Source organism: Promicromonospora sp. Populi (assembly GCF_041081105.1).
GTDB lineage: Bacteria > Actinomycetota > Actinomycetes > Actinomycetales > Cellulomonadaceae > Promicromonospora.
Genome location: NZ_CP163528.1, coordinates 4,680,082 through 4,702,018, shown reverse-complemented (window position 1 = coordinate 4,702,018; position 21,937 = coordinate 4,680,082). Strand labels below are relative to the sequence as shown.

At 72.6% G+C, this 21,937-nt stretch carries 20 protein-coding genes; 4 read left to right on the top strand and 16 right to left on the bottom strand.

The window, feature by feature from the left end:
- Positions 1-2: 2 nt before the first annotated feature.
- The 4 genes from AB1046_RS21245 to AB1046_RS21230 all read right to left on the bottom strand — a co-directional run bounded on the left by AB1046_RS21245 (position 3) and on the right by AB1046_RS21230 (position 4,695).
- Positions 3-749, bottom strand: a complete 747-nt coding sequence (locus tag AB1046_RS21245; protein WP_369371272.1) for an SDR family NAD(P)-dependent oxidoreductase — start codon at positions 747-749, stop codon at positions 3-5.
- Complete coding sequence (locus AB1046_RS21240) at positions 746-1,651, bottom strand: fumarylacetoacetate hydrolase family protein (protein ID WP_369371271.1); 906 nt, start codon at positions 1,649-1,651, stop codon at positions 746-748. The genes AB1046_RS21245 and AB1046_RS21240 overlap by 4 nt, the downstream gene beginning before the upstream one ends.
- On the bottom strand, positions 1,648-2,559 hold the full coding sequence (locus AB1046_RS21235; RefSeq protein WP_369371270.1) for an amidohydrolase: 912 nt from the start codon (positions 2,557-2,559) through the stop codon (positions 1,648-1,650). Before AB1046_RS21235 ends, AB1046_RS21240 begins: the two co-directional genes overlap by 4 nt.
- Before the next feature lie 63 nt (positions 2,560-2,622).
- Entirely contained in the window at positions 2,623-4,695 is a 2,073-nt protein-coding gene (locus AB1046_RS21230) for a collagen binding domain-containing protein (protein WP_369371269.1), read from the bottom strand.
- 115 nt (positions 4,696-4,810) lie between these two features.
- On the opposite strand from AB1046_RS21230, the gene AB1046_RS21225 reads away from it, so the two are divergent.
- On the top strand, positions 4,811-5,587 hold the full coding sequence (locus AB1046_RS21225) for a tyrosine-protein phosphatase (protein WP_369371268.1): 777 nt from the start codon (positions 4,811-4,813) through the stop codon (positions 5,585-5,587).
- 18 nt (positions 5,588-5,605) lie between these two features.
- Here the strand turns inward: AB1046_RS21225 and AB1046_RS21220 are convergent, their stop codons facing one another.
- From AB1046_RS21220 to sigJ, 3 genes are all read right to left on the bottom strand, one after another.
- Positions 5,606-7,294 (bottom strand): FAD-dependent oxidoreductase, encoded by a 1,689-nt coding sequence (locus AB1046_RS21220; protein ID WP_369371267.1) that lies wholly within the window; start codon positions 7,292-7,294, stop codon positions 5,606-5,608.
- Between the two features lie 48 nt (positions 7,295-7,342).
- Positions 7,343-8,524 (bottom strand): NAD(P)/FAD-dependent oxidoreductase, encoded by a 1,182-nt coding sequence (locus AB1046_RS21215; protein ID WP_369371266.1) that lies wholly within the window; start codon positions 8,522-8,524, stop codon positions 7,343-7,345.
- A 129-nt stretch (positions 8,525-8,653) separates the two neighbouring features.
- A complete protein-coding gene (gene sigJ / locus AB1046_RS21210) occupies positions 8,654-9,607 on the bottom strand; it encodes an RNA polymerase sigma factor SigJ (RefSeq protein WP_369371265.1) in 954 nt (317 codons plus the stop codon).
- Positions 9,608-9,774: 167 nt separating this feature from the next.
- Here sigJ and AB1046_RS21205 point away from each other — a divergent pair, with 167 nt between their 5' ends.
- The 3 genes from AB1046_RS21205 to AB1046_RS21195 are packed head-to-tail and all read left to right on the top strand — an operon-like array spanning position 9,775 to position 11,384.
- Complete coding sequence (locus AB1046_RS21205) at positions 9,775-10,368, top strand: molybdopterin-dependent oxidoreductase (RefSeq protein ID WP_369371264.1); 594 nt, start codon at positions 9,775-9,777, stop codon at positions 10,366-10,368.
- A complete protein-coding gene (locus tag AB1046_RS21200) occupies positions 10,365-11,126 on the top strand; it encodes a ferredoxin reductase (RefSeq protein ID WP_369371263.1) in 762 nt (253 codons plus the stop codon). The genes AB1046_RS21205 and AB1046_RS21200 overlap by 4 nt, the downstream gene beginning before the upstream one ends.
- Positions 11,127-11,384 (top strand): DUF6510 family protein, encoded by a 258-nt coding sequence (locus tag AB1046_RS21195; protein WP_369371262.1) that lies wholly within the window; start codon positions 11,127-11,129, stop codon positions 11,382-11,384.
- A gap of 38 nt (positions 11,385-11,422) precedes the next feature.
- On the opposite strand, the gene AB1046_RS21190 is transcribed toward AB1046_RS21195, so the two are convergent.
- The 9 genes from AB1046_RS21190 to AB1046_RS21150 all read right to left on the bottom strand — a co-directional run bounded on the left by AB1046_RS21190 (position 11,423) and on the right by AB1046_RS21150 (position 21,881).
- A complete protein-coding gene (locus tag AB1046_RS21190; protein WP_369371261.1) occupies positions 11,423-13,489 on the bottom strand; it encodes a PASTA domain-containing protein in 2,067 nt (688 codons plus the stop codon).
- A 16-nt stretch (positions 13,490-13,505) separates the two neighbouring features.
- Positions 13,506-14,336 carry a phosphate ABC transporter ATP-binding protein PstB gene (gene pstB, locus AB1046_RS21185; RefSeq protein ID WP_369371260.1) on the bottom strand — a complete coding sequence of 277 codons (831 nt, stop codon included), beginning with the start codon at positions 14,334-14,336 and terminating at the stop codon, positions 13,506-13,508.
- A gap of 11 nt (positions 14,337-14,347) precedes the next feature.
- Complete coding sequence (locus tag AB1046_RS21180; protein WP_369371259.1) at positions 14,348-15,373, bottom strand: sortase; 1,026 nt, start codon at positions 15,371-15,373, stop codon at positions 14,348-14,350.
- The gene (locus AB1046_RS21175) at positions 15,373-16,233 is read right to left on the bottom strand and encodes a PT domain-containing protein (protein ID WP_369371258.1); all 861 of its coding nucleotides are present in this window, start codon (positions 16,231-16,233) and stop codon (positions 15,373-15,375) included. Before AB1046_RS21175 ends, AB1046_RS21180 begins: the two co-directional genes overlap by 1 nt.
- Positions 16,230-17,441 (bottom strand): hypothetical protein, encoded by a 1,212-nt coding sequence (locus tag AB1046_RS21170; protein WP_369371256.1) that lies wholly within the window; start codon positions 17,439-17,441, stop codon positions 16,230-16,232. The genes AB1046_RS21175 and AB1046_RS21170 overlap by 4 nt, the downstream gene beginning before the upstream one ends.
- A 343-nt stretch (positions 17,442-17,784) precedes the next feature.
- Positions 17,785-18,336 (bottom strand): nucleotide-binding protein, encoded by a 552-nt coding sequence (locus AB1046_RS21165; RefSeq protein ID WP_369371255.1) that lies wholly within the window; start codon positions 18,334-18,336, stop codon positions 17,785-17,787.
- Positions 18,333-19,463, bottom strand: a complete 1,131-nt coding sequence (locus tag AB1046_RS21160; protein WP_369371254.1) for a helix-turn-helix domain-containing protein — start codon at positions 19,461-19,463, stop codon at positions 18,333-18,335. Before AB1046_RS21160 ends, AB1046_RS21165 begins: the two co-directional genes overlap by 4 nt.
- A 166-nt stretch (positions 19,464-19,629) precedes the next feature.
- Positions 19,630-20,493: an Ig-like domain-containing protein gene (locus AB1046_RS21155; protein ID WP_369371253.1), complete on the bottom strand. Its 864-nt coding sequence runs from the start codon at positions 20,491-20,493 to the stop codon at positions 19,630-19,632.
- 11 nt (positions 20,494-20,504) lie between these two features.
- Positions 20,505-21,881 (bottom strand): Ig-like domain-containing protein, encoded by a 1,377-nt coding sequence (locus AB1046_RS21150; protein ID WP_369371252.1) that lies wholly within the window; start codon positions 21,879-21,881, stop codon positions 20,505-20,507.
- Positions 21,882-21,937 lie beyond the last annotated feature (56 nt).

The window sequence follows — 21,937 nt, the reverse complement described above, 5'->3', positions numbered from 1 at the left end:
GGCTAGGCGGGGCGGACGCGGAGGGCCTGCATGCCGCCGTCGACGGCGAGGCTGGTGCCCGTCGTCGAGCCGGCGAGCGGGCTCGCGAGGTAGGCGACCGCCTCGGCGACCTCGTCCGCGGAGACGAGCCGGCCGTGGGGCTGCCGCGCCTCCAGGGCGGCGCGCTCGGCCGCCGGGTCGTCCGCGCGCGACAGGAGCCGCCCGATCCAGGGCGTGTCGACCGTCCCGGGGTTCACGGCGTTGACGCGGATACCCTCGCGCACGTGGTCCGCGGCCATGGCCTGCGTCAGCGCCAGGACCGCGCCCTTGCTGGCGCTGTACAGCGCGCGCTGCTGCAGGCCGGCGGTCGCCGCGATCGAGCTGGTGTTGACGATCGCGGCGGCCGGCGAACGGCGCAGCAGCGGCAGCGCGGCGCGGGTGGTGCGCGCGATGCCGACGACATTCAGGTCGAGAACCCGCAGCCACTCATCGTCGGGGTTGTCGGCGATAGTGCCCTGCGCACCGATGCCGGCGTTGTTCACCAGCACGTCGAGCCGGCCGAACTCGGCCTCGACGGCGGCCATCGCGGCGTCGACCGAGGCGGTGTCGGTCACGTCGACCCGCAGGGCGAGGTCGGCGTCGGCGGCGTCGGGGTCGACGTCGAAGACCGCCACCTTGGCGCCCCCAGAACGCAGGCGGCGGACGATCGCCGCCCCGATGCCGGACGACCCGCCCGTGACGACGGCGACCAGTCCCGTGAACGCGGTCATGCGCGCACCTCCTCGGCGGCCGATGCGACCGGAGCGGCCGACGCCGGCGCCCAGGCCACGTACTCCTGGCGCTGCCGCCCCAGCCCGTCGATCTCTACCTCGACGACGTCACCGGGGCTCAGGTACGGGAAGCGTCCCGACAGCGCCACGCCCTCGGGCGTGCCCGTCAGCAGCACGTCGCCGGGCTCCAGCGCGAGGTACTGGCTGAGGGTGTGCACCAGCACGTCGACGCCGAAGATCAGGTCCGCGGTTGACGAGTCCTGCCGCGGCTCGCCGTTGACCCACGACCGCAGCCGGAGCCCCTCGGCGCTGGCGCCGTCGGCCTCGTCGGGCGTGACCAGCCACGGGCCGAGCGGCGTGAATCCCGGGGCGCTCTTGCCCTTGGACCACTGGCCGCCGGACACCTCGAGCTGCCAGGCCCGCTCGGACAGGTCGTTGGCCACGGCGTACCCGGCGATCACGTCGCGGGCCTGCTCGGGCGAGTCGAGGTAGGAGGCGCGGCGGCCGATCACCACCGCGAGCTCCACCTCCCAGTCCGTCTTGTGGCTGTCCCGGGGGATCGTCACGGTGTCGTCCGGCCCCGCGATGGTGTTGGGCGTCTTGAGGAAGATGACCGGCGCCTCGGGCGGCGCGGACCCGGACTCCGCGGCATGCGCCGCGTAGTTCATGCCGACACACACGATCGCGGACGGCCGGGCCACCGGCGCGGCGAACCGCACGCCGTCCGTCTCGACCGGCTCGAGCGTGCCGGCCGCGAGCGCCTCGCGGGTGCGCGCGACGCCGTCGGCGGCCAGGAATTCGCCGTCGATGTCGGCGGTGAGCGGGCTCAGGTCGCGCCAGCCCTCACCGTCGTGCACCACGGGGCGCTCCTGGCCGGGTGTTCCGATCCGGGCGAACTTCATCGTTGCTCCTCCTCGATGGTTGTAGCGGGCAGACCGTACACACGCCGAGCGGTGCCGTGCCAGACCGTTGCCTGTTCTGCGGGTGACAGCGCTGCCAGTAGACCGGACAGCGTGTCGACCCACTCGTCGTAGCGCGTGGCCAGCAGGCTGACCGGCCAGTCCGAGCCGAACATGAGCCGGTCCGGCCCGAACACCTCCAGCGCGTGCTCGACGGCGGGCTGCAGGTCCGCCGTCGTCCAGCTGGACCAGGATGCCTCGGTGACGAGGCCGGACAGCTTTGCCGTCACGTTCTGGGACGCGCCGACGTCGTGGATCGCCTCGGCCCAGGGGGCGAGGTCTCCGGCGAGCGTGGGTGCGGCGCCGGAATCCGAAGCAGGGCCGGCGAGCGGCGGCTTGCCGAGGTGGTCCAGGACGAACGGCACCTCGGGCAGCTCGTGCACCAGCCGCGCGACGCCCGGCAGCTGGTCGGGCCGGGTCACCAGGTCGACCGCCAGGCCGCGGGTGGCTACCGCCCGGATCCCCCGGCGGATGTCCGGGCGGTCGAGGTAGCCGGGGTCCTGCTCGGCCTGGACCATCGACCGGACGCCCACCAGGTGCCGGCCGCCCGGGCCGGCCACGAGCCGGTCGACGGCGTCAGTCACGCCGGGGTCGGTGAGGTCTACCCAGCCGACCACACCCTGGACCAGCGGGGTGCGCTCCGCGACGTCGAGCAGGTCAGCGGTCTCGGCCTCGGCCTGCGCCGACTGCACGACCACGGTCCCGGTCACCTGCTGTCCCGCCAGGGCGCGGGCCAGGTCTTCCGTGTCGAAGTCCGCGTCGATGGCCCGCATCGTCACAGGGTCGATCCAGGGCTGCGGGGTCCGGACGCGGTCCCACAGGTGGTGGTGCGCGTCGATCTTCTCCGTCATGGTCGAACCGTAGCCCTGCCGGGGCGGTGGTCGACCGGGTGTCTCGCCGTCCGCGGCGGGCGGTCAGCGGGCCGACTTGCGGGACGCCCGGACCAGGGCGAGGCCCATGGTCAGCAGCACCGCCGCGACGAGCGCCACCGAGCCGATGGCCGCGCCGGTGGCCGCGAGGCCGTCCGGGCCTGACGGCCCGGCTCCCGTGCCCGGCCCGGCCGACGCGTCGGGCGTCGGGCTCGGCGCCACGGGGCTCGCCGACGGGTCGACCGGCGGCTCAGAGGGCTCGACGGCTGTGCGCGCGATCGCGAAGTTCTCTTCGAGCAGGTTCTCGCCGGCGCTGGTCACGGTGACGGACCGCTCGGTGACCTCCGCGGTGTACCCGTCGGGCACGGTGAGCGAGATGGTGTAGTCGCCCGGTGTCAGGTCGCCGGCGAAGTACCGGCCGGCGTCGTCGGTGGCGAGCGTGACCGACCCGTCCGGGCCGGTCACCGTGACCGTGGCGCCAGGTACGGGCTCGCCGGCGGAGTCCGTCACGACCCCGCCGACCGAGCCGGGGCGGGAGAGCGCGAAGTCGACGCCGGTCACGTCCTCTGCGCCGACGGCGACGTCCCGCGTGTCCGGGCCGTCGGCGAGGTAACCGTCGGGCACCGTGACGCGCGCCGTGTGCTCACCCGGGGGCACGGAATCGAAGGTGTAGGTGCCGTCGGCGCCCGTCGTCGTGCTGAGCGTGCCGCCCGGGCCGGTGAGGATCACAACGGCACCCGCGACGGGATCGCCGCCCGCGGTCACCGTGCCCGACAGCGACGGCGGCGTCCGGACGACGAAGTTGTTGCCGGTGCTGGGCTCCTCCTGGCCGACCTCGATGGTGATGGCGTCCGGCACTGCGGAGGCGACGTAGCCATCGGGGAGGTCGCTCAGCGCGAACGTATAGTCCTGCGGCTGGTCGTCCCCGCTGTCCCAGGTGACGTCGTCGATCAGGTACTGGCCGTCGGAGTCTGTCACCGCGGTGTGCGGCAGACCTCCGCCGACCGGCGTGAGGATGACGGTGGCCCCGGGGACGGGCGTCCCGTCGTCGGTCAGGACCGTGCCGCTCACGGCGACCGGCAGCACGTCGCGCGCCGCGAAGTCGACGTCGGTGGCGTCCGCGTCGCTCAGGTCGACGTCGCCGACCACCTGCTCGCCATAGGCGACCAGCCCGAACGGATGGTCGTCGTCCGCCTCCGGCAGCGTCGTCAGCTCCACCCGGTAGCCGGGCGCGGCGGTGTAGCCGGCGAAGATGTACTGGCCGCTGTCGTCCGACGTCGTCGTGGCGAGCTCGGCGCCGTCCGGGCCGAACAGGGTGAGGCCGGCGCCCGGGAGCACACCCTGCGGGGCGCCCGACGAGTCGACCAGGTCGACGGTCCCGGAGATGTCCCGCGCCAGGGAGGCGAACCAGGTCTGGTAGACCGGGAACCCGCTGCGCTGGAAGAACTCGATGGTGAGGGTCTTGACCGGCCTGCTGGGCTGGAACCAGCCGGCGGCGCCGGACGTGTCGTCCGCGCCCAGGTTGCCGCGCACCTCGCCGGTGGCCGGGTTCCAGGTGGGCACGTCCGCCGGGTCTCCAGTGCAGGACGGCGACCCCACCCCCGTGCAGTAGTTGAATCCGCCCTGCCACCCGAGCTCCGTGCCGGTGAGCAGGCGCCCGTTGACGTCGCGCGCCGTCACGACCGCGCGGTCCGCGTCGATGTCGCCGAGCACAAAGGCCCAACCGCCCGCCGGGGTCGGGCTCTCGAAGGTGTAGGTGGTGGTCGACGGCGACAGCGGCCGGTCGGCCTGCGGGCGCAGGTTGAGGTACTGCTGGCCGCGGCTCGACCCGTAGACCGCGCCGGGCGGCGTCGCCGGGCCCAGCCACGAGGACGCGCCCGAGATCACACCGACGCCGCCCCGCGAGTCGGAGGTCACCGTCGCACCCGGAAAGCCGCCGGCTGGGAGCTGCATGGTGGTGGACCAGTCCCCTGCCGTGCCGGACAACGGCTCCCAGTCCGCCCAGCCGGCCGTGGTGGCCGCCGACGCCGGGATCGCCGGGACAGCGGCGCCGAGGGCGCCGAGGGCGACAAGAACGGCCGTCGCGAGTGCGCCCAGGCGCGTGGGGGTGAAGTTCACTTCTCGAACGCTATGAGACAACCGGCGGCGGCGCCTCCGGTGTGTCAGCCAGCTGCATTATCGTGCGGTGACGGTCCTCGACCAGGCCCGCGCCGTCGTCTTGAAGGATGAGCACATGACCGGAACCGCCCCCATGCCCCTCCCCCTGAGCGCCCCCGTCAACCTGCGCGACCTCGGCGGCATCCCGGTCGACGGCGGGGTGCTGCGGGCCGGCTTCGCCCTGCGCGCCGACGACCTGGCCATCGTGACCGAGGAGGTCGCCGGAGACCTCGTCGACGGCGGGCTGCGGGCGGTCATCGACCTGCGCTCGGCCGACGAGGTCGGCATGACCGGCCGGGGGCCGCTCGGCGCGCAGGTCGCGGTGTCATATCACCACGTGCCGCTCATCGTCGGCATCGGCCCGTCGGACGAGGGCGACCCGCTGGACCAGACGTCGTACGCGCCGATGTACGTGCGCATGTACGAGGGCTCCGCCCCGCAGATCGTCACGGCGCTGGCGATCATCGCGTACGCGCCCGGCGCTGTCGCGTTCCACTGCGCCGCGGGTCAGGACCGGACGGGGGTGCTCGCCGCGGCGCTCCTGCTCGCCCTCGGTGCCGACGTCGACGACATCGTCTCCGACTACACCCGCACGGGCGAGAGCTCCGCCGCCATCATGGCGCGCATCTCGCCCATGATGGCGCCGCTCATGGCCCGGTTCGGGCTCGATCTGGAGGAGGCCGCGCGGGCGGCGCTCGGGCGGGAGTTCTCACCGGCCCCGATGCGCGACCTGCTGGGCACGCTCACCGAACGCTATGTCGACCCGCTGACACCGCTGCGCGCGGCCGGGCTGAGCGACGACCTCGTCGCCCGGCTACGCGAGCGAGCCATGACGCCCACGAGCGCGACGTAGGTCCGCTTCCGCGACGCCTCAGCCGCCGAACTCCCGGGCGCGCACCCGCGCGAGGTGCGCGTGGACCAGCGGGAGCACCGAGGCGCCCTCGCCGCTCGCCGACGCGACCCGTTTCATGGACCCGGCGCGCACGTCGCCGACCGCGAAGATGCCCGGCACCGTCGTCTCCAGGCTCGCCGGCGGCTGCCCGTCGACCCAGGAGTCGCGCGGCACGTCCCGGCCGGTCAGCACAAAACCCCGCGCGTCGAGTGCCAGGCCCTCGGGCAGCCACGAGCAGTCCGGTTCGGCGCCGAGCAGGCAGAACAGGCCGTCGGCCAGCGTCTTGCTCGGCTCCCCGGTGTCGAGGTCCTCGAGCCGCAGCCACTGCAGGCGGCCGTCCCCGCCGCCGTCGACGACGACGGTCCGCGTGCGCACCTGGATGGTCGGCGTTGCCTCGATCTCGCGCACCAGGTAGTCCGACATGGTCTCGGCGAGGCCCGCGCGCCGCACCAGGATCGTCACGGCTCCCGCGAACTTGGCGAGGTGCACTGCGGCCTGACCGGCCGAGTTGCCGCCCCCGATGATGTAGACATCGCGGTCCTGCATCTCGCGGGCCATCGACGTCGCGGCTCCGTAGTACACGCCCGCGCCCACGAGGTCGTCGACCCCCGGCACACCCAGGCGGCGGTACGTCACCCCGGTCGCGATCACCACGGTGCGGGCGCACAGCTGCGCACCGGTGACGTGCACGTGCTGGTGCTCGGGCTCGTTCGGCGGTCCCGGTTCGAGGCGGATCGCCGGGCGGCCGGTGAAGAAGCGCGCGCCGAACCGGCCCGCCTGGATCCGGGACCGTTGCGCGAGCCGCATCCCCGAGATGCCGCGCGGAAAACCGAGGTAGTTGCGGATCATTGAGCTCGTCCCGGCCTGGCCGCCGATCGCGTCCCGTTCGAGCATGACCGTGGACAACCCCTCGGACGCCGCGTAGACGGCCGCCGCGAGGCCCGCCGGGCCGCCTCCGATGATGGCGACGTCCGCGATCACGCCCTCGGGGATCGTGTCGAACCCGTCGTAGATCGCCTCGGTCACCATCGCCGGCGTCGCCGCGGACAGCACCCGGCCGGCGAGGGTGCGGACCAGGGGCAGCTCCGCCCCGGGACCGGCGGCCTCGGCGATCTCCTGCGCGTCGTCGTCGTCGGGAGTGAGGTCGCGGTGCGGAAAGCCCAGGCGGTCCAGAAGGTCCCGGACCGCCGCCGCGCCCCGGTCACCCGGCTCCGCGACCACGTCGACGACCGTCACGAGCGGCCGCCCGACCGACCAGCCCCACTCGGAGAGCAGCTCGATCAGCGCGGTGTGGAACTCCTCGTCCCGCGGGCCGCGCGGGATCATGGCGAACGTGTCCATGTCCCGCCGCAGCGCGGCGGCGCGCAGGTCGGCGAGGGCGTCGCCGAAGTCCTCGAACGCGACCAGCGATACACGCCGGGCCGTCGCGACGACCGCCGGGACACTCTGCAGCAGGTCGATCGACGTGCCGTCGGCCAGGATGTGCTCGGCAGCGATCATCGCGACCTGCGCACCGTCGGCCACGAGCGAGCGCGCGTGGTCCAGGCCCGCGGCGAGGCCGACCGCCGTCTCGATGCGATAGTCGCGGTCGTACCGGGCGCGGAACTCCTGCTCGACGGCGTCGGCGTACTTACCGCCCACCAGCAGGATGACTGGCCTGTCGTCCATGGCGCCCAGCGTAGACGGCCCGCTTGGTTGTGGGCGCGACCGTTGCGGCTACGCGCCCGTTGTGGGCGCAACGATCGCGCCGGCAACCAAGCGGCGGCGGACCAGGTACAGGAGGGGGTGGGCGACCGTGAACGCGGCACCCTTGCAGATCAGCTCCTTGTACCCGGCCGCGAAGCGCCCGGTGAGGACCGTCGGCTTCGCCCGGTCGTCGGCCGTGACGAACTGGATGACGGCGTCGCGCCGGCCCAGGCTGATGCACTGCTGCACGTAGTCCAACGGGGTGTGCGGCAGCGAACCGCCCGTCAGGCGCGCGGCGATCGAGTCGGCGGCCTGCCACGCCATCGGGATGCCCGAGGCGCACGACATCCGCAGCGACGTGCCCAGCGCGCCCTCGGCCAGCGCCGAGTCGCCCACGGCGTACACGTCCGGGTGGGAGACGGAGCGCATGGTCCCGTCGACGACGATCTGCCCGCGCTCCGAGACCGCCAGGCCCGTCGCGGCGGCGATCGGGTGCACGGCGAATCCGGCCTGCCACACGGTGACGTCCGCCGGGAGCACTCCGCCGTCGTCGGTCACGACCTCGCCCGCGCCGACCCTGCTGACGCCGGTTTGCTCGTGGACCGTGACGCCGAGGCGGCCGAGGGTCGAGCGCAGATGCTCCCGCCCCGTCGGTGAGAGCCGCTCGCCCAGACCACCACGGACGACGAGGGCCACCTCCAGGCGTCCGTGGGCCTCGGCGAGCTCGCTGGCCGCCTCGATGCCGGTCAGGCCGCCACCGACCACCACCACGCGGCCGCCGTCGGGGAGCCCGCTCAGCCGCTCGCGCAGCCGGAGGGCGCCCGCCCGGCTCGCGACGTCGTGGGCGTGCTCGGTGACGCCGGGCACACCGTGGTCGTCCTGCGCGCTGCCCAGGGCGTAGACGAGCGTGTCGTAGGCCAGCTCCTGGTCACCCTCGCTACCCGTGAGGGCCACGGTCCGGCGGTCGACGTCGACGGCGGTCACGCGTGCGACCCGCACCGTGGCGCCCGTGCCTGCCAGCATGTCGCGCAGCGGCCGGTGGCGGAGGTCCTGGCCGGCGGCGACCTGATGCATCCGGACCCGCTCGACGAAGTCCGGCTCGGCGTTGACCAGGGTGATGTCCACGTCGTCGCGGTGCAGGCGCCGCGGCAGGCGGGTCGCGACGGAGGCTCCGGCGTATCCGGCTCCGAGAATGACGATGCGGTGCTTCATGGGCTCGCTCCTGTCGGGTGGCGGGTTGGGTCTGCCTCCTGAACTGGATGGCTGCCCGATCCCTGACACCCCCGGACACCGACCCGGTGTGACGGCGGTCACATCCTCGCGCCCACGCCTACCGCAGGGTCACCAGCCGCTGATGATCGGCTCCCCGTGGTCCGCAGCCGCCCACTGCCGGGCGGCGCGGCCGAGCTTGTCGGGGTTGACCTGGCTGAGCACCGCGGCGATCCCGTCGTCGGTCGGCTCCAGGGTCATGACGCCGACGATCCGGTCGTCGACCACGACGATCACGGCCGGAAGCCCGTTGGCGGTCCACGCGTACATGTCGGGACGGCCGCCGACGATCGCCCGCTTGGACTCGGCCGGCCGGAACAGGCCGCGCAGGAACTGCGCGACGGCCTTCGCGCCGTCGACGGACCTCGCGCGCGCCGGGACCTTGCCGCCGCCGTCGCCGACCCCCACCACGTCGGCGGTCAGCAGCCGCAGCAGCGGTTCGACCTGCCCGCTCGTGGCGGCCGCCAGGAACTCTTCCACCACTGTGCGCGCGTCGGCCAGGTCGATCGCGGCGCGGGTCCGCTCCTTGGCCAGGTGCTGCTTGGCCCGGTGGAAGATCTGCTGGCTGCCCACCTCGGTGAGGTCAAGGATCTCGGCGATCTCCGCGTGCGAGTAGGCGAACGCCTCCCGCAGCACGTAGACCGCTCGCTCGTTCGGGGTGAGCCGCTCCAGCAGCACGAGCACCGCCGTGGAAACCGACTCGCGCTGCTCGGCCGTGTCCGCCGGGCCCAGCATCGGGTCGCCACCGAGCACCGGCTCGGGCAGCCACTCGCCCACGTAGACCTCGCGCCGCGCCCGCGCGGACCCCAGCTGGGTGAGGCACAGGTTGGTCAGCACCCGGGTCAGCCACGCCTCCGGCACCCTGATCTGCTCACGGTCCGCGGCGGCCCAGCGCAGGAAAGTCTCCTGGGCGGCATCCTCGGCCTCCGCGGCCGAGCCCAGGAGGCGGTAGGCGATGGCCTCCAGCCGGGTGCGGAAGCCCTCGAAGACCTCCAGCTCGTCCGGGCGGGGCAGCTGATCTGTCATGAGGCAGACCCTACGACGTCGGCCAGGGGCCGACGGCGGCGCTACCCGGCAACCTCGCCCGGGAATCCGGGCCTCTCCCCCGCGCACCCGGAAGGCCCGCGGCCGTACGCTGTCCACACGATCATTCGGGGTGCACCCCGACCGCGATCGCCCAGATGGGAGCAGGCATGTCGTTCGCCACCCGTGGTTTCTCCGGCCGCCGACGCGAACCGGACACGCGCCTCCCGCCGGGCCAGAGCCTGGTCCAGGACTGGCCGGTGCTCAGCGCCGGCCCCACTCCGCACGTCGACGCCGCCGACTGGGAGCTCACGATCCAGGACGAGACCGGCACCGACCACCGGTGGAGCTGGGACCAGCTCCTCGCGCTCGGGGTCGAGGACGTCACGGTGGACATCCACTGCGTCACCCACTGGACCAAGCTCGACATGGCCTGGCGCGGCGTCAGCCTCGACAAGGTGTTCGAGAACGTCGAGTCCGAGCATGAGTACGTCATGGCCCACTCCTACGGCGGCTACACCACCAACCTGCCCCTGGAGGACCTGCTGGACGGCAAGGCCTGGATCGCCACCGAGGCCGAGGGCGACCCGTTGCACCCGGAGCACGGCGGACCCGCACGGCTGCTCGTGCCGCACCTGTACTTCTGGAAGAGCGCCAAGTGGCTCCGCGGCCTGACGATGATGCCGGACAACGATCCCGGGTTCTGGGAACAGTACGGCTACCACCTCTACGGCGACCCGTGGAAGGAGGAGCGCTACTGGTGAGCGCGCAACCCGTGACCCAGGTCAGCACGTCCCGGCCGCGCCCGGCGTGGCATGTCGCGACCGTCGTCGAGACCCGCCGCGAGACACCGTCGGCCGTACGGCTCACCCTCGACGTGCCCACGTGGCCCGGCAGCGAGGCCGGGTCCCACCTCGACCTGCGCCTCACCGCCCCCGACGGCTATCAGGCGAGCCGGTCCTACTCGATCGCCTCCTCCACACCGGCCGGACAGGTGGTGCTCGCGGTCGACGCGCTGCCGGACGGCGAGGTCTCGCCGTTCCTGGTCCACGACGTGCTGCCCGGTGACAAGCTCGAGATCCACGGCCCGCTGGGGGCGTACTTCATCTGGCGACCCGACGGGAGCGGCCGTCCGGTCCAGCTCGTCGCCGGCGGCTCCGGCGTCGTACCGCTCTACGCGATGGCCGCCGCGCACGGTGCCACCGGCGACGACGCACCCTTCCGGCTGATCTACTCCGTCCGCACCCCGGCAGACACCTTCTTCGCGGACGAGCTCGCCGCACTCGCCGGGCCGGGGTTCGAGCTGGACCTCGTCTACACCCGCGAAGCACCGGACGGCTGGCCGGACCCGGTCGGGCGGCTCAACCGGGAGACGCTCGCCGCCCGCACCATCGAGGCGGCCGACCGGCCAAGCATCTACGTGTGCGGCTCCACAGGGTTCGTCGAAGCGGTCGCCCCCTGGCTGCAAGAGCTCGGCCACTCCGCGACGGACATCCACACCGAGCGCTTCGGAGGCCTTTAGATGACACATCACCTCGACGGCAACGTACTGGCGGGTGCACTCTCCGAGGTGTTCACCACCGACGTGACCGCAGCACGCGCACGGTGCGGCGGCTGCGGCCACATGGGCCGGATCGCGGAGGCCATGGTCTACCCCGACGCCCCTGGGCTCGTGGCCCGGTGCACGGGGTGCGACCACGTGCTCGTCACGGTCGTCGACACGGGCGACCGCCTCATCCTCAGCCTCGCGGGGCTGAGCGCCATCGAGCTGCGTCGCTGACCGGGCCGGCCTTCCCGCCAGCGGCCCGCGGCAGGTCTTCAGGGCCCTCCGGATGGCGAGCCCGACGGCGCCGGCTCGGACTCCCCGACCAGCACCGTCACGCGCACGCCCAGGCGGAGCACCGTCCCGGCCGGCGGCGTGGTGCCGCTGGCGGGGGTGATCGCCGGCGCGGTCGGATCCTCCAGCACCACCTCGAAGCCCGCCGACTCCACCTCGGCCGCCGCCGCACCCAGCGTCATGCCGACCACGGTCGGCACGGTGTTGCGGCCGCTCGCCACGGTGACGTCCACGGCGGTACCCGCCGGCACGGTCCGCCCGCCCGCGGTCCGCTGGCCGAGCACGCTGTTGGCGGGCTCGGGCGAGTCCGTGCGCGTGACCTCGCCGAGCACCAGCCCGGCGTCGCGCAGCGCCGCCTGCACCTCGGCGAGCGTCCCGGTCAGCACGGGCACCCGCACCTGCTCGGGGTTCGACGGCGGCGCGGTGGTCGCGTTCCCGGAGGGTGTCGGCGCGGACGACGGCGACGGGGCGCTCTCCTCCGGCGACGCGCTCGGCGTCGGCTCCCGCGAGGGCGACGGGTCCGCGCTCGGCGTGTCTGACGGCGTCGGGCCGGCCGATACCGACCGGCTGGCGCTCGGCGACGGCGACGGACCCGCCGCGGACAGCCCCGGCGCCGCGACAGCGGCCCAGACCGCCAGCCCGGCCACGAGCAGCCCGATCACCACAACCCCGACGCCCGCCGCACCGCCGCGCCGGGCAGGCTCGGGCGCTGGCTCGGCCTCGACGGGCGTCAGGTACTTGAGGTCGCCGGTCCGCTGAGTGCTGGATATTTGTTGGGATGCCGACTGGCGATCCAACAAGTCCCCCGCACTCAACGGTCCATCGGGGGGCGGCGGAGCGGGAGTGGGCTCGTCTGGTCTGCGGAGGCGGGCCGCCGCCTCCGCCAGTGCGGTCCGCATCTCGGCGGCGTCGCGGAAGCGGCGAACCGGTGTCTTGTGCATGGCGCGGGTCACCACGCGGTCGAAGGCCCGCGCGCCCTGGACCAAGGCCGACGGCACGGGCGGCGGCGCGGACACGTGCGCGTCGAGCACTTGGGCGTCGGTGTCCCGAGGAAAGGGCGGACGCCCGGTCAGCAGGTAGTACAGCAGGGCGCCGGCCTGGTAGAGGTCGCCCGCGACGCGCACCGGCCGGCCCTGCGCCTGCTCCGGCGACATGAACTGAGGGTTGCCCACCACGGACTGCCCCGCTCTGGGTCCGGATGTGGTCCCGGCACGCCCACCAGTTGCGGCCCCGGCACGGGCACCAGCCCCCGCAACAGCACCGGCTCCCGCGGTCCGGGTCCGGGACACCCCGGCCGTGGCGGCGTCGAGCACCACGGTCACTGCCGACCCGTCGGCGCCAGGGCCCAAGCGCAGCACGTCCGCACCGGCCCGCAGCACGTCACGGCCCACCGCGGTGCGCCCGGCGGCGTCAGCCAGGCCGAAGTCCACGAGCCGCACGTGCTCCGCGCGCAGCGCCTCGCCCGGCCCCACCCCGTGCAGCAGGACGTTCGCGGGCGACACGTCGCGGTGCACCAGACGGACCTCGTGCGCGACCGCGAGCGCCGCCAGCACGCCGTCGAGCACCGCGGCGGCCTCGGCCGGGCGCAGCGGCCCGTCGGCGTCGACCCGTTCGCCGACGCTGCCGCCGTCGACCAGGTCGAGGGCGATCCACGCGAGCACCACCCCCGATGCCTCGTGCAGGCCGGAGCCGCGCACCGCGGCGATGTTCGGGTGCCGCAGCTCCTGGGCTGCGTGCGCCTCGGTCAGGAACGCGTCGCGCGACGCGGCGTCGGCGCTGAGGTGCGGGTGCAGGATCTTCAGCGCGACCGGGACGCCGTCGACCCCGGGCTCGTCGGCCCGTTGCTCCGCACGTCCGTCGACCGGCGACTCGGCGCGGCCCTCCCCGACCGACCGGCCGACGTCCTCCGCCGCGAACACGGACGCGGTCCCACCCACGCCGAGCAGGTCCCCGAGCACGTACCGCCCGCCGAACAGCGACTCGTCCGCCACAGCACCGTCGGCCGCGCCACCGCCCGGCCCCGCCCTCGTCTCCGCGCCGTCGCTCATCGCCCGCCGGGCACGTTCACCCGAACCGGCCGTTCACGTAGTCGTAGGTGCGCTCGTCCTGTGGCTCCGAGAACATGGCCTCGGTGTCGCCGTGCTCGACGATCGCGCCGGGCGTGCCCTGCGACGCGAGGAAGAACGCGCACTGCTGGGAGACCCGCTGGGCCTGCTGCATGTTGTGGGTGACGATCACTATCGTCACCTCCTTCTGCAGCTCGACCATGGTCTCCTCGATGACCCGCGTGGAGGTGGGGTCGAGCGCGGAGCACGGCTCGTCCATCAGCAGCACCTTGGGCCGCACGGCCAGCGACCGCGCGATGCAGAGCCGCTGCTGCTGCCCGCCCGAGAGCCCGCCGCCCGGCTGCGCGAGCCGGTCCTTGACCTCGTTCCAGAGCCCGGCCGAGGTGAGCGACCGCTCCACGAGCTGGTCCTTCTCGTCCCGGGAGGCCCGCACGCCGGTGAGCTTGAGCCCCGCCACGACGTTGTCGTAGATCGACATCGCCGGGAACGGGTTCGGCTTCTGGAACACCATGCCGATGTCCTTGCGGGCGTCCTGGATCTTCTTGCCGCGGTCGTAGATGTCGTCGCCGTCGAGCCGCACCTCGCCGGCCAGCGCCGCGATGGGCACCAGCTCGTGCATCCGGTTGAGGATGCGCAGGAATGTCGACTTGCCGCAGCCCGACGGCCCGATCAGCGCCGTGACCTGCCCTGCAGGCATGGTCAGCGAGACCCGTTCGAGCACCTTGTGCGAGCCGAACCACGCGGACACGTTCCGCGCGTCCAGCACGGAGAGCTCCTTGCCCGACGGCGGGCTCTGCACCGCGACCGCGGTCTGTTCCTCGATGGTCATCTCTGGTCCTCTCACAGCAGGTTCGGCAGCGCGTCCATGACGATGTCGGCGCAGGTCACGCCGAGGGCAAGCAGGACGGGCACGCCGATCAACCAGGCGTGCCACCGCCCCCACGAGGTCCACAGCCACCACAGCCCGATGCCAGCGGCCACAAAGAACACGAGCACAAAGAAGGCGATGTACCAGGCGCCGTCGTCACCGGCCATCTCACGCTCCTCGTCCGGGAGCGCCGGCTCGGCGAGCACCTTGGTGGGTGTCTCCTGCAGGTCGGACACGAGCTGGGCGTCCACGTGCAGCACGCCGGACGGGAACAGCTCCAGCCCGTCGGCGGTCATCAGCTCCAGGCGGCCCTGCCCGGGGGCGAGCGGCTTCGGCAGCGGGTCACCCGCATGCCGCAGGCCGAACACCCGGAAGACGTGCTCGCCCTGACCGGTGGTCACGCGGATCTCGTCGCCCGGCACCAGCCGGTCCAGGCCGCCGAACGGCCCGCCGTAGGTGAGCTGGCGTCCCAGGATCACCGAGGTCCCGGCCTGGCCGGGCAGCACGCTGTCGCGCCGGTGCCCCGGGCCGGACCGCAGCACCTGGGAGGTCGAGCTCTCGGCCACGACCTCCGAGACGCCGATCGCCGGGATGCTCAGCAGCGCCACGGGAGAGCCCGCCTCGACAAGCTCGCCGTTCAGGTCGAGCTGGCCCACCGGTGTCTCGGCCTTGGCCAGGGTGGTCCGGAGCTCGTCGTAGGCCAGCACCTGCGCCCGGCTGTGCTGCGCCGCGGAGAACAGGGCGGTGTGCGCGACGAACGCGACCAGCAGGAGCGAGATCGTCATGATCGCGGCGCCGGCCCACCAGCGCCCGTCGCGCGGGGCGAGCTGCCGCGTGCTCGCGGCGGCGGCCGCCGCGGCCAGGCGGGCGTTCTTGTACCGGGCGCCGAGCGTGTTGCGCACCGCGTACGGGTTCGACGGCTCGTCGTCGGCCGGCGTCGGGTTGTCCGGCAGGTCCTGCACGGTAGCGCTCGTCGGGTTGGTCGGCGGGTTGGTCATCAGGCCGCCACCTCCGCGCCGCCGACGGCGGACAGACCCGCGCCCGGCGCACGCATCGCCCGGAACGCGTACCAGCCGCCCACGCCCACGCCGGCCAGTCCCAACCCGCCGCCGACCCACCAGGCCCACGCCGGGACGCCCCCGCCCGCGGCCCCGCTACCGGCCGATCCCACGAGGACCGACGCCAGCGCGATGTCACCGCACCAGCCCGTGAGCTGCAGGGCGTACGGGCCGGACGCCGTCTCCTCCGCGACGGTGAAGACCGCCTCGACCGCGCCCCGGGAATCCGCCCGCAGCGTGCTGACGACCTGCGGCTCGGCGAACAGCACAAGCTGCACCCGCTCGCCCTTGCCGAACCCGTCGGCGGTCGCGGTGACCTGCTGGCCGGTCAGGTACACGTCCCGGTCCAGGCCGGCGGCCTCGCCGTCCGTGGCCGGCTCGGTCGGCACGGCTGGCTTCTCGGGCACACAGGCCGCGCTGCCCGACGGCGTGGGGTCGCCCCCGGCACCGGCCGGCGTCGGGTCGCCCGACCCGTCGGGGCCGTCGCCGGGGCCCGGTGGGGGCACGTCGTCGACCGGCGGGGTGTCGTCCGGATCACCTGACCCGCCGTTCCCGCCGGAACCCCCGTTCCCGCCACCCGGACCCCCGGTCGGCTCGTCAGTGGGTCCGTCGGTCGGCTCCTCGGTGGGCTCGTCCGTCGGGTCGACATCGGGGATGGTCACACTGACCCCGGTGTCCTCGGACTCGTCGGCGTGCGCCACACCCGCGGAGACCGTCAGCGCTCCCGCCGCGACCGCCGTCGTCAGCGCCGCCGCGCACAGCAGCCCCGCGACGCGCCGGCGCAGGTGTCCCAGTCTCATCGGAGGGCCTCTCTCTCGGTCTCGGCAGTTCTGCCAACCCCGGTGCGGCCGGCCTCGGCCAGTGCCTCGGCGCGAACGCGCTCGGTGTAGGCGGCCAGCTCCTCGCCCAGCAGGCGCCGCGAGCGCCGTCGCCACACCACTACTGCCCAGATTCCGCCCGCCAGCACGAGCAGCAGCCCGGCCAGCGGCCACGGCACAGCCCACGCCTGCGCGGACGCCCGTACGGGTGCGGGCAGCGCGTCGCCGTCCGACCCCTCGCCGGGGCCTTCGGCGGCGGCCGGGACCACGGTGATGTCGGCGAACAGGAGCAGCACGGGCGGCACTCCCGGCACCTCGGCGGTGACGTGCGCGGTGCCGCCGGGCACCAGGTTCTCCACGGGCTCGACGTCGGCCGTGCCGAGGTCGACGCCGAACGGCCCGCTGATCCGCACCTCGGGCTCGCCGGAGATCCGGGTGTTGCCGGTGTTGGTCAGGTCGAACCCGGCGGTAGCGGTGCCGGCGCCGAAGGGGTTGGTCACGCCGTCGAACGCCGCGACCACGCCGGTCACGCCGAGCGCGGGCCCCAGCTCGCCGTCGACCCGCAGGTAGATGCGGGTGCCGACGCGCTGCTCCACCTGCACGGCCGACCCGTCGCCGCCCGCGGCCGCGGACCGGAACGACGCGACGATCCCCGCCGAGTGGTCGCCAGGCGTGGCGTCGTGCGGCACGGTGATGGTGAACGGGATGTCGGCGCGGGCGCCGGGGTCGAGCTCCACGACCACACCGAGCTCGGCCGCGCAGGCGGCCTCGGCGTCGTCGTCCGTGTCGGGGCAGACGGCGCTTCCCGAGTCGATCGAGGTCCACGACCCCAGGTCGGTGGACGCCTGGTCGGCGCCGATCAGGGTGAAGGCGCCGGTGTCGTAGTCGGTGGTCGCGTCGGCGCCGTAGACCCGGAAGGACGCGGCGCGGTCCGAGTAGTTCGACACCGACACCCAGTCGCTGATGGTGCTGCCGGGCGCGATGTCGTAGGTCAGCTCGGTGCGCCCGTCGGGACCTTCGGCGCTGCCGGGCTGGACGCTCCAGGTCACCTCGTCGTCGGCGGCCGTTGGTACGACGACGGCGGGCGCGGGCACGGCGTACGCGGCCAGCGCGGGCGCGACCAGGCCATAGATGACGGCGCACAACCCAGCCGCGAGCGTGCCGCCGGCGAGGGCCTTTCGGACGATCATCGTGGCGTTCTCCAGACCCGGTCGCGGCCCCGTGCGCGGACCGCAGGATGCGTGCCTGCGCCGCTGCTCTCGACGGCGCCGGACTTGTCTGTCGCATCATCGTTTCGCGCCGTCCGGTGGGGCAACCATCGCGGAGACGGAGGGCACGTTGCCGCTCGGCGACGCCCAGGTGGACAGCACATGGACCGGGTCCGGCGTCGTCGAAGAAAGTGACTCTGACCTGGTGCTTTACTCAGCGGCACACACCGAGGCCTGGCGTCCGACGGCGGCAGTCGGGCCTGTCCGGGAGCCGATGACCACCCGAAAGGAGGGGGTGATTCCCGCCCGAACGGAGGGGGCGACGCTAGATCTCGTCGTAGTCGAGGAGACCGTGCTCGAGCGCCCACCGGCGAAACTCACCGGGCTGGAACGGCAGATAGTAGGTGCCGATGATGAGGTCGTCGGCCAACGCTTCGACTAGGGGAACGGTCAGTTGCTTCGCGCGAATGGCCTCGCAAAGCAGCGGCAGGGTCGCGGTGACCCTGAGGCCCTCGTCCTGCGCGATCCGTCGAGGAGTGGCGTCGTCGAGAACAAGCTCATAACCACATGTGCTGCCGAGTGCCAGCACTCCGCATTCGCCGACGTTGTTTCCATCGACCACAAGCCGGTTCTCGTATCGTGCGAACGCAGCGAGAAATGCGATGTCCGTGCTCCGATCGACCGTGATCCAGTCGGCTTGGAGAACCTGCTGAAGAACGGGCTCCCCGTGCGACTGGCGCTTGAGCTCGTCTTCGACCGTTTCGGGGATGAGGACGGCTCTGCCGTTGGTCAGAAACTTGAGGACGCCGAGCCATCCACGGAGCGTGAAGTGTCGGAGAGGACCGGTGTCAAACACCACCGCGTCGGCATCGCTCATGCGACGAAGTTCCAGATCTCATCCTCACGACGAGTCCGGGGCGCGGGCAAATCATCGTCCGCGAACGTTCCACGCAGGAGTTCAAGCGCTCGCTCTCTGCTGATCTGCTCGTTGCGGAACGCGTGGAGCACTGCCTTCTGGAACGGAATCGGAACAGTGGTACCCGCGAGATCTGCAGGAACACGAAGGCCGAAGTCCACGATGTCAGCCTGAGTGGTCGTCACCCTGCGCACAAAGGCCGCCTCGTCAGCGCTGATATGGCCCAGTTCCTGGAGGCGACGGGCGAGTGTCGCCATGTCGACCCGGAAGTGACTACCAAGGAGCACGACGGTCTCGCGGAGCTCATGGTGTGCCGAGAGGCGCGACCACTCAGCCGCCATTCCGGGCGACGGGAGGAGAAGTGCGCGAGCAAACCGGTCGAGGCGCGCTTCGATGTCGGTGTTGTGGTCGAAGACGCGCCAATCGATCGTGTATTCGTCAGCGACCAGGTAGTGGCCTAGCTCGTGCGCCGCGGCGAGTCGGCGACGGCCGATCTTGTTGTGGCTGTTGACAAGACTCACGCCTCCCTGCCGGAGCAAGATCGTGCCGGCGTCAGCCGTATCTGGGCCGAGGTCTACGGCGAATACCAGGAGGCCGATCTCGCTGAATCGTGCAACCAGGTCATCGATCGGCTCGACCTCGTCCAACCCGAGGACGCTGCGAGCGCGCCGTGCGAGGTCCTCACTTGCGGCGCCACTGTCCGGTCGCTCCAGCGGCTCGGCTGGTGACCGTGATTGCCATGAGGAACCGTCGAGCTCGCCCGGGGCGAGAGTCATCAAGAACTCGGTGTCTGCTGCCGCGTCAGCCAGGATCCGGTCGATCCGGGAGTCCGCGACATCGAGGCCCTGGTGGGAGCGGTGCGATACGAGAGCTGGTGTCGGCTCCTCGAAGAACGATGACATGCGTACGCCGAGGGCCGTAGCGATCGCGGCCAGCTCAAGTGCGGTGACCCTGCGGGTACCGCTCTCAATCTTGTTAACGACGGTTCGATCTAGACCTACGAGCTGCGCGACCTCGCCTTGCTTCAACCCGCTTCGTTCGCGCGCGTCGCGGACGCGACTGCCTAGGGTTCCTTCGTCCAGCACCATGTGTGCCAGTTTCGCACACTTGCTGACGTCATCGAAACCTCTTCCGGTCGCTCCCCGCTACCCGCGTGGCGGGGGTAGCGGCACAGGGATAGATGCATGAAGTGGCCCCGACCCGCACGATGCGGGCCGGGACCACCACGGGAAGTTCAGCCGACGATCAGCCCCGTCAGCAGTTCACGCGAACCTTGTTCGACGTCGACCCGTCGTGCAGGGCATCGCCCGAGTAGCTCGCCCGGAAGGTGTACGTCTTCCAGGGCTTCAGGCCGGTCACCTCGACCGACGCAACGCCGTCGGTCACCGTGCCGGTCCCGACGTTGGCGCCCGTCGCGACATCCGTAAATGTCACGGTGCCAGCAGCAGAGGCCGGTCCGACCTCAGCGGTCAGCGTGGCCGACCGCCAGGACTCCTCGGCGGTCAGCACCGTGGTGGTGGCCTCCTTCACGTGCTCCCAGGTGCCCGTGTTGGTCTCGTCGTTCCAAATCAGGCGAACGTCGACCGAGAAGTACTTCGAGGCCCCGACGCCGTCACCGGCGGGCGGGAACGCGTCGCCCGGAACCTCGCCCGGGTCGCACGTGATCACGTAGGTGGCGACGCCGCTGTGTCCGTCGAACACGCTGGCCGGGAACCCGAACGAGGCCCAGCGGGACGCCGAGGTGCCGGTCCGCAGGACCGGGTTGCCGTCCAGCCCGGAGCCCTCGACCGCGGAGCCGGCCAGCTTCACCAGGGCCGGGAGACCGGTGTTTGTCCCGGACACGGCCGTCGGCCAGGTGCCGTCCGGCCACACGAAGAGCACACGGGACGAGCCGCGGTACCCCTCCGGGCAGCCGGCCGAGGTCGTCAGGGACTGGGGGCCGCCGGCGGCAGAGATCTCACCAGCGGTCTTGTCGAGGGTGATGCCACCCAGGCGGTTGTCGGCGTCGAGCACCGGGTTCACGGCTTGCGCTGTGGGGGCGACCATGGCGGCCCCGAGCACGACGGTCAGCGCAGCCGCGAGGCGCATGGCCACCCGGCTGACGGTGGTGTGAGACATGAGTCCTACCTTCAGATAAGTGTCAGGGTCAGGGTCGCCGCATAGTCGCCGGCGGGGGTGTTGGCTGGTGCCCGGAGGGTGACTCCGGCCTGGACCCGGGTGTCGGACAACGTGACCCCGGCCGGCGCCTGGGCGAGCGGCTTGTCGGACGACAGCCCGCCGTTCGCACCCGGTGCCACGTCGGCGCCCACGGTGCCCGCGTTATCAGTCCCGAGGAGCTCCGGCTCCCAGCCCAGGGCCGAGCCGTTGATGGCCGCGTCGCCGGGGCCGTCAAAGTCGGACGTACGGCCGTTGAGCGTCCACTGCTTACGATCCGACCGGTTGTCGGTGACCTTTACCTCCCGCAGCGTGCCGGTGGCGACGAACTCCTCGCCCTCCAGCTCGGCGTCCTCCAGCTCGACGCCGCCAGGAGTGACCGTGAACCGCAGCCCCTGGGCTGACGCCGGGATGGTCACCGTGACCTCGGTCTGCTGCGGCGGGATGGGCTCGCCCACCGTGGTGACGATCGCGTCGTTCGACGTCGAGGCGTTGTGCAGGGTGTCGCCCGCGTACTGCGCGCGGAACGTGTACTGGGTGTCGGCCTCCAGGCCGGCCACGTTGACGGACGCCCTGCCGCCTTCGAGCGCGTCCGTGCCGACCGTCGCGCCCGTGCCGATGTTCGTGAAGGTCACGTCACCGGTCGCGGCCGTCTTGTCGACGGCGGCCGTCAGCGTCACGGACCCGTCGTTGCCGGCGGTCGGCGTGAGCGTGGTGGTCGTGTCCTCCTTCTCCACCGGGACGTCAGGGACGACCTCCCAGGTGCCCACATTGGTTGAGTCGTTCCACTCGTTGATGCGCACGTCGGTCGAGAAGTACTTCGAGTCACCTACGCCAGCGGTGAACGGGGGAAAGGAAACCCCGTCCGGTGCCGATCCTGGGTCGCACGTGATCAAGTACGTCGTGACCCCGACGCGGCCGTCGAAGTTGTCGCCGACAAAACCGGCCCCGTTCCACCGGGACGCGAGTCGACCCGCAGCGGCAGTCGGGCTCGGGTTCCGGCGATCGATCGCCGCACCGTCGAGGCCGGTGCCGGCAGCGGCCGTGACGGCCACCAGCGCCGGGGACTGGCTTGCCGCTGTCGTCGTCCACGTGCCGTCCGACCAGATGAAGAAGGCGCGGGAGGAGCCTCGATACCCCTCGGGGCAGCCGGCCTCCGTCGTCAGACGTTGCGGACCGCCGGTCCAAGAGATGTTGCCCGCGGTCACGTCGAAGGTGATGGCGCCGAGGCGATCGGCCGGGTCGAGCCCAGGGGCCAACGCCTCGGCCGTTGTGGTGGTCAGTCCGGTCAGGGCGACCGCCAGAGCGATGGCCAGGGCAAGGCCCGTGCGACGGGCCGGGGTCTTTCGCATCGTCATTCCTTGTCGTCGGTCGGGCTGGCGGGCCGGTGCGCGCAGCGCGACCGGGG

What these genes read in the sequence shown, in the direction of transcription:
- AB1046_RS21245 (WP_369371272.1), bottom strand. Translation starts at nt 749, where the DNA reads ATGACCGCGTTCACGGGACTGGTCGCCGTCGTCACGGGCGGGTCGTCC.
- AB1046_RS21190 (WP_369371261.1), bottom strand. Translation starts at nt 13,489, where the DNA reads ATGAGCGACGGCGCGGAGACGAGGGCGGGGCCGGGCGGTGGCGCGGCC.
- AB1046_RS21195 (WP_369371262.1), top strand. Translation starts at nt 11,127, where the DNA reads ATGACACATCACCTCGACGGCAACGTACTGGCGGGTGCACTCTCCGAG.
- AB1046_RS21220 (WP_369371267.1), bottom strand. Translation starts at nt 7,294, where the DNA reads ATGGACGACAGGCCAGTCATCCTGCTGGTGGGCGGTAAGTACGCCGAC.
- sigJ (WP_369371265.1), bottom strand. Translation starts at nt 9,607, where the DNA reads ATGACAGATCAGCTGCCCCGCCCGGACGAGCTGGAGGTCTTCGAGGGC.
- AB1046_RS21160 (WP_369371254.1), bottom strand. Translation starts at nt 19,463, where the DNA reads ATGGTGCTGGACGAAGGAACCCTAGGCAGTCGCGTCCGCGACGCGCGC.
- AB1046_RS21180 (WP_369371259.1), bottom strand. Translation starts at nt 15,373, where the DNA reads ATGACCAACCCGCCGACCAACCCGACGAGCGCTACCGTGCAGGACCTG.
- AB1046_RS21155 (WP_369371253.1), bottom strand. Translation starts at nt 20,493, where the DNA reads ATGTCTCACACCACCGTCAGCCGGGTGGCCATGCGCCTCGCGGCTGCG.
- AB1046_RS21240 (WP_369371271.1), bottom strand. Translation starts at nt 1,651, where the DNA reads ATGAAGTTCGCCCGGATCGGAACACCCGGCCAGGAGCGCCCCGTGGTG.
- AB1046_RS21150 (WP_369371252.1), bottom strand. Translation starts at nt 21,881, where the DNA reads ATGCGAAAGACCCCGGCCCGTCGCACGGGCCTTGCCCTGGCCATCGCT.
- AB1046_RS21170 (WP_369371256.1), bottom strand. Translation starts at nt 17,441, where the DNA reads ATGATCGTCCGAAAGGCCCTCGCCGGCGGCACGCTCGCGGCTGGGTTG.
- AB1046_RS21205 (WP_369371264.1), top strand. Translation starts at nt 9,775, where the DNA reads ATGTCGTTCGCCACCCGTGGTTTCTCCGGCCGCCGACGCGAACCGGAC.
- AB1046_RS21225 (WP_369371268.1), top strand. Translation starts at nt 4,811, where the DNA reads ATGACCGGAACCGCCCCCATGCCCCTCCCCCTGAGCGCCCCCGTCAAC.
- pstB (WP_369371260.1), bottom strand. Translation starts at nt 14,336, where the DNA reads ATGACCATCGAGGAACAGACCGCGGTCGCGGTGCAGAGCCCGCCGTCG.
- AB1046_RS21165 (WP_369371255.1), bottom strand. Translation starts at nt 18,336, where the DNA reads ATGAGCGATGCCGACGCGGTGGTGTTTGACACCGGTCCTCTCCGACAC.
- AB1046_RS21175 (WP_369371258.1), bottom strand. Translation starts at nt 16,233, where the DNA reads ATGAGACTGGGACACCTGCGCCGGCGCGTCGCGGGGCTGCTGTGCGCG.
- AB1046_RS21215 (WP_369371266.1), bottom strand. Translation starts at nt 8,524, where the DNA reads ATGAAGCACCGCATCGTCATTCTCGGAGCCGGATACGCCGGAGCCTCC.
- AB1046_RS21235 (WP_369371270.1), bottom strand. Translation starts at nt 2,559, where the DNA reads ATGACGGAGAAGATCGACGCGCACCACCACCTGTGGGACCGCGTCCGG.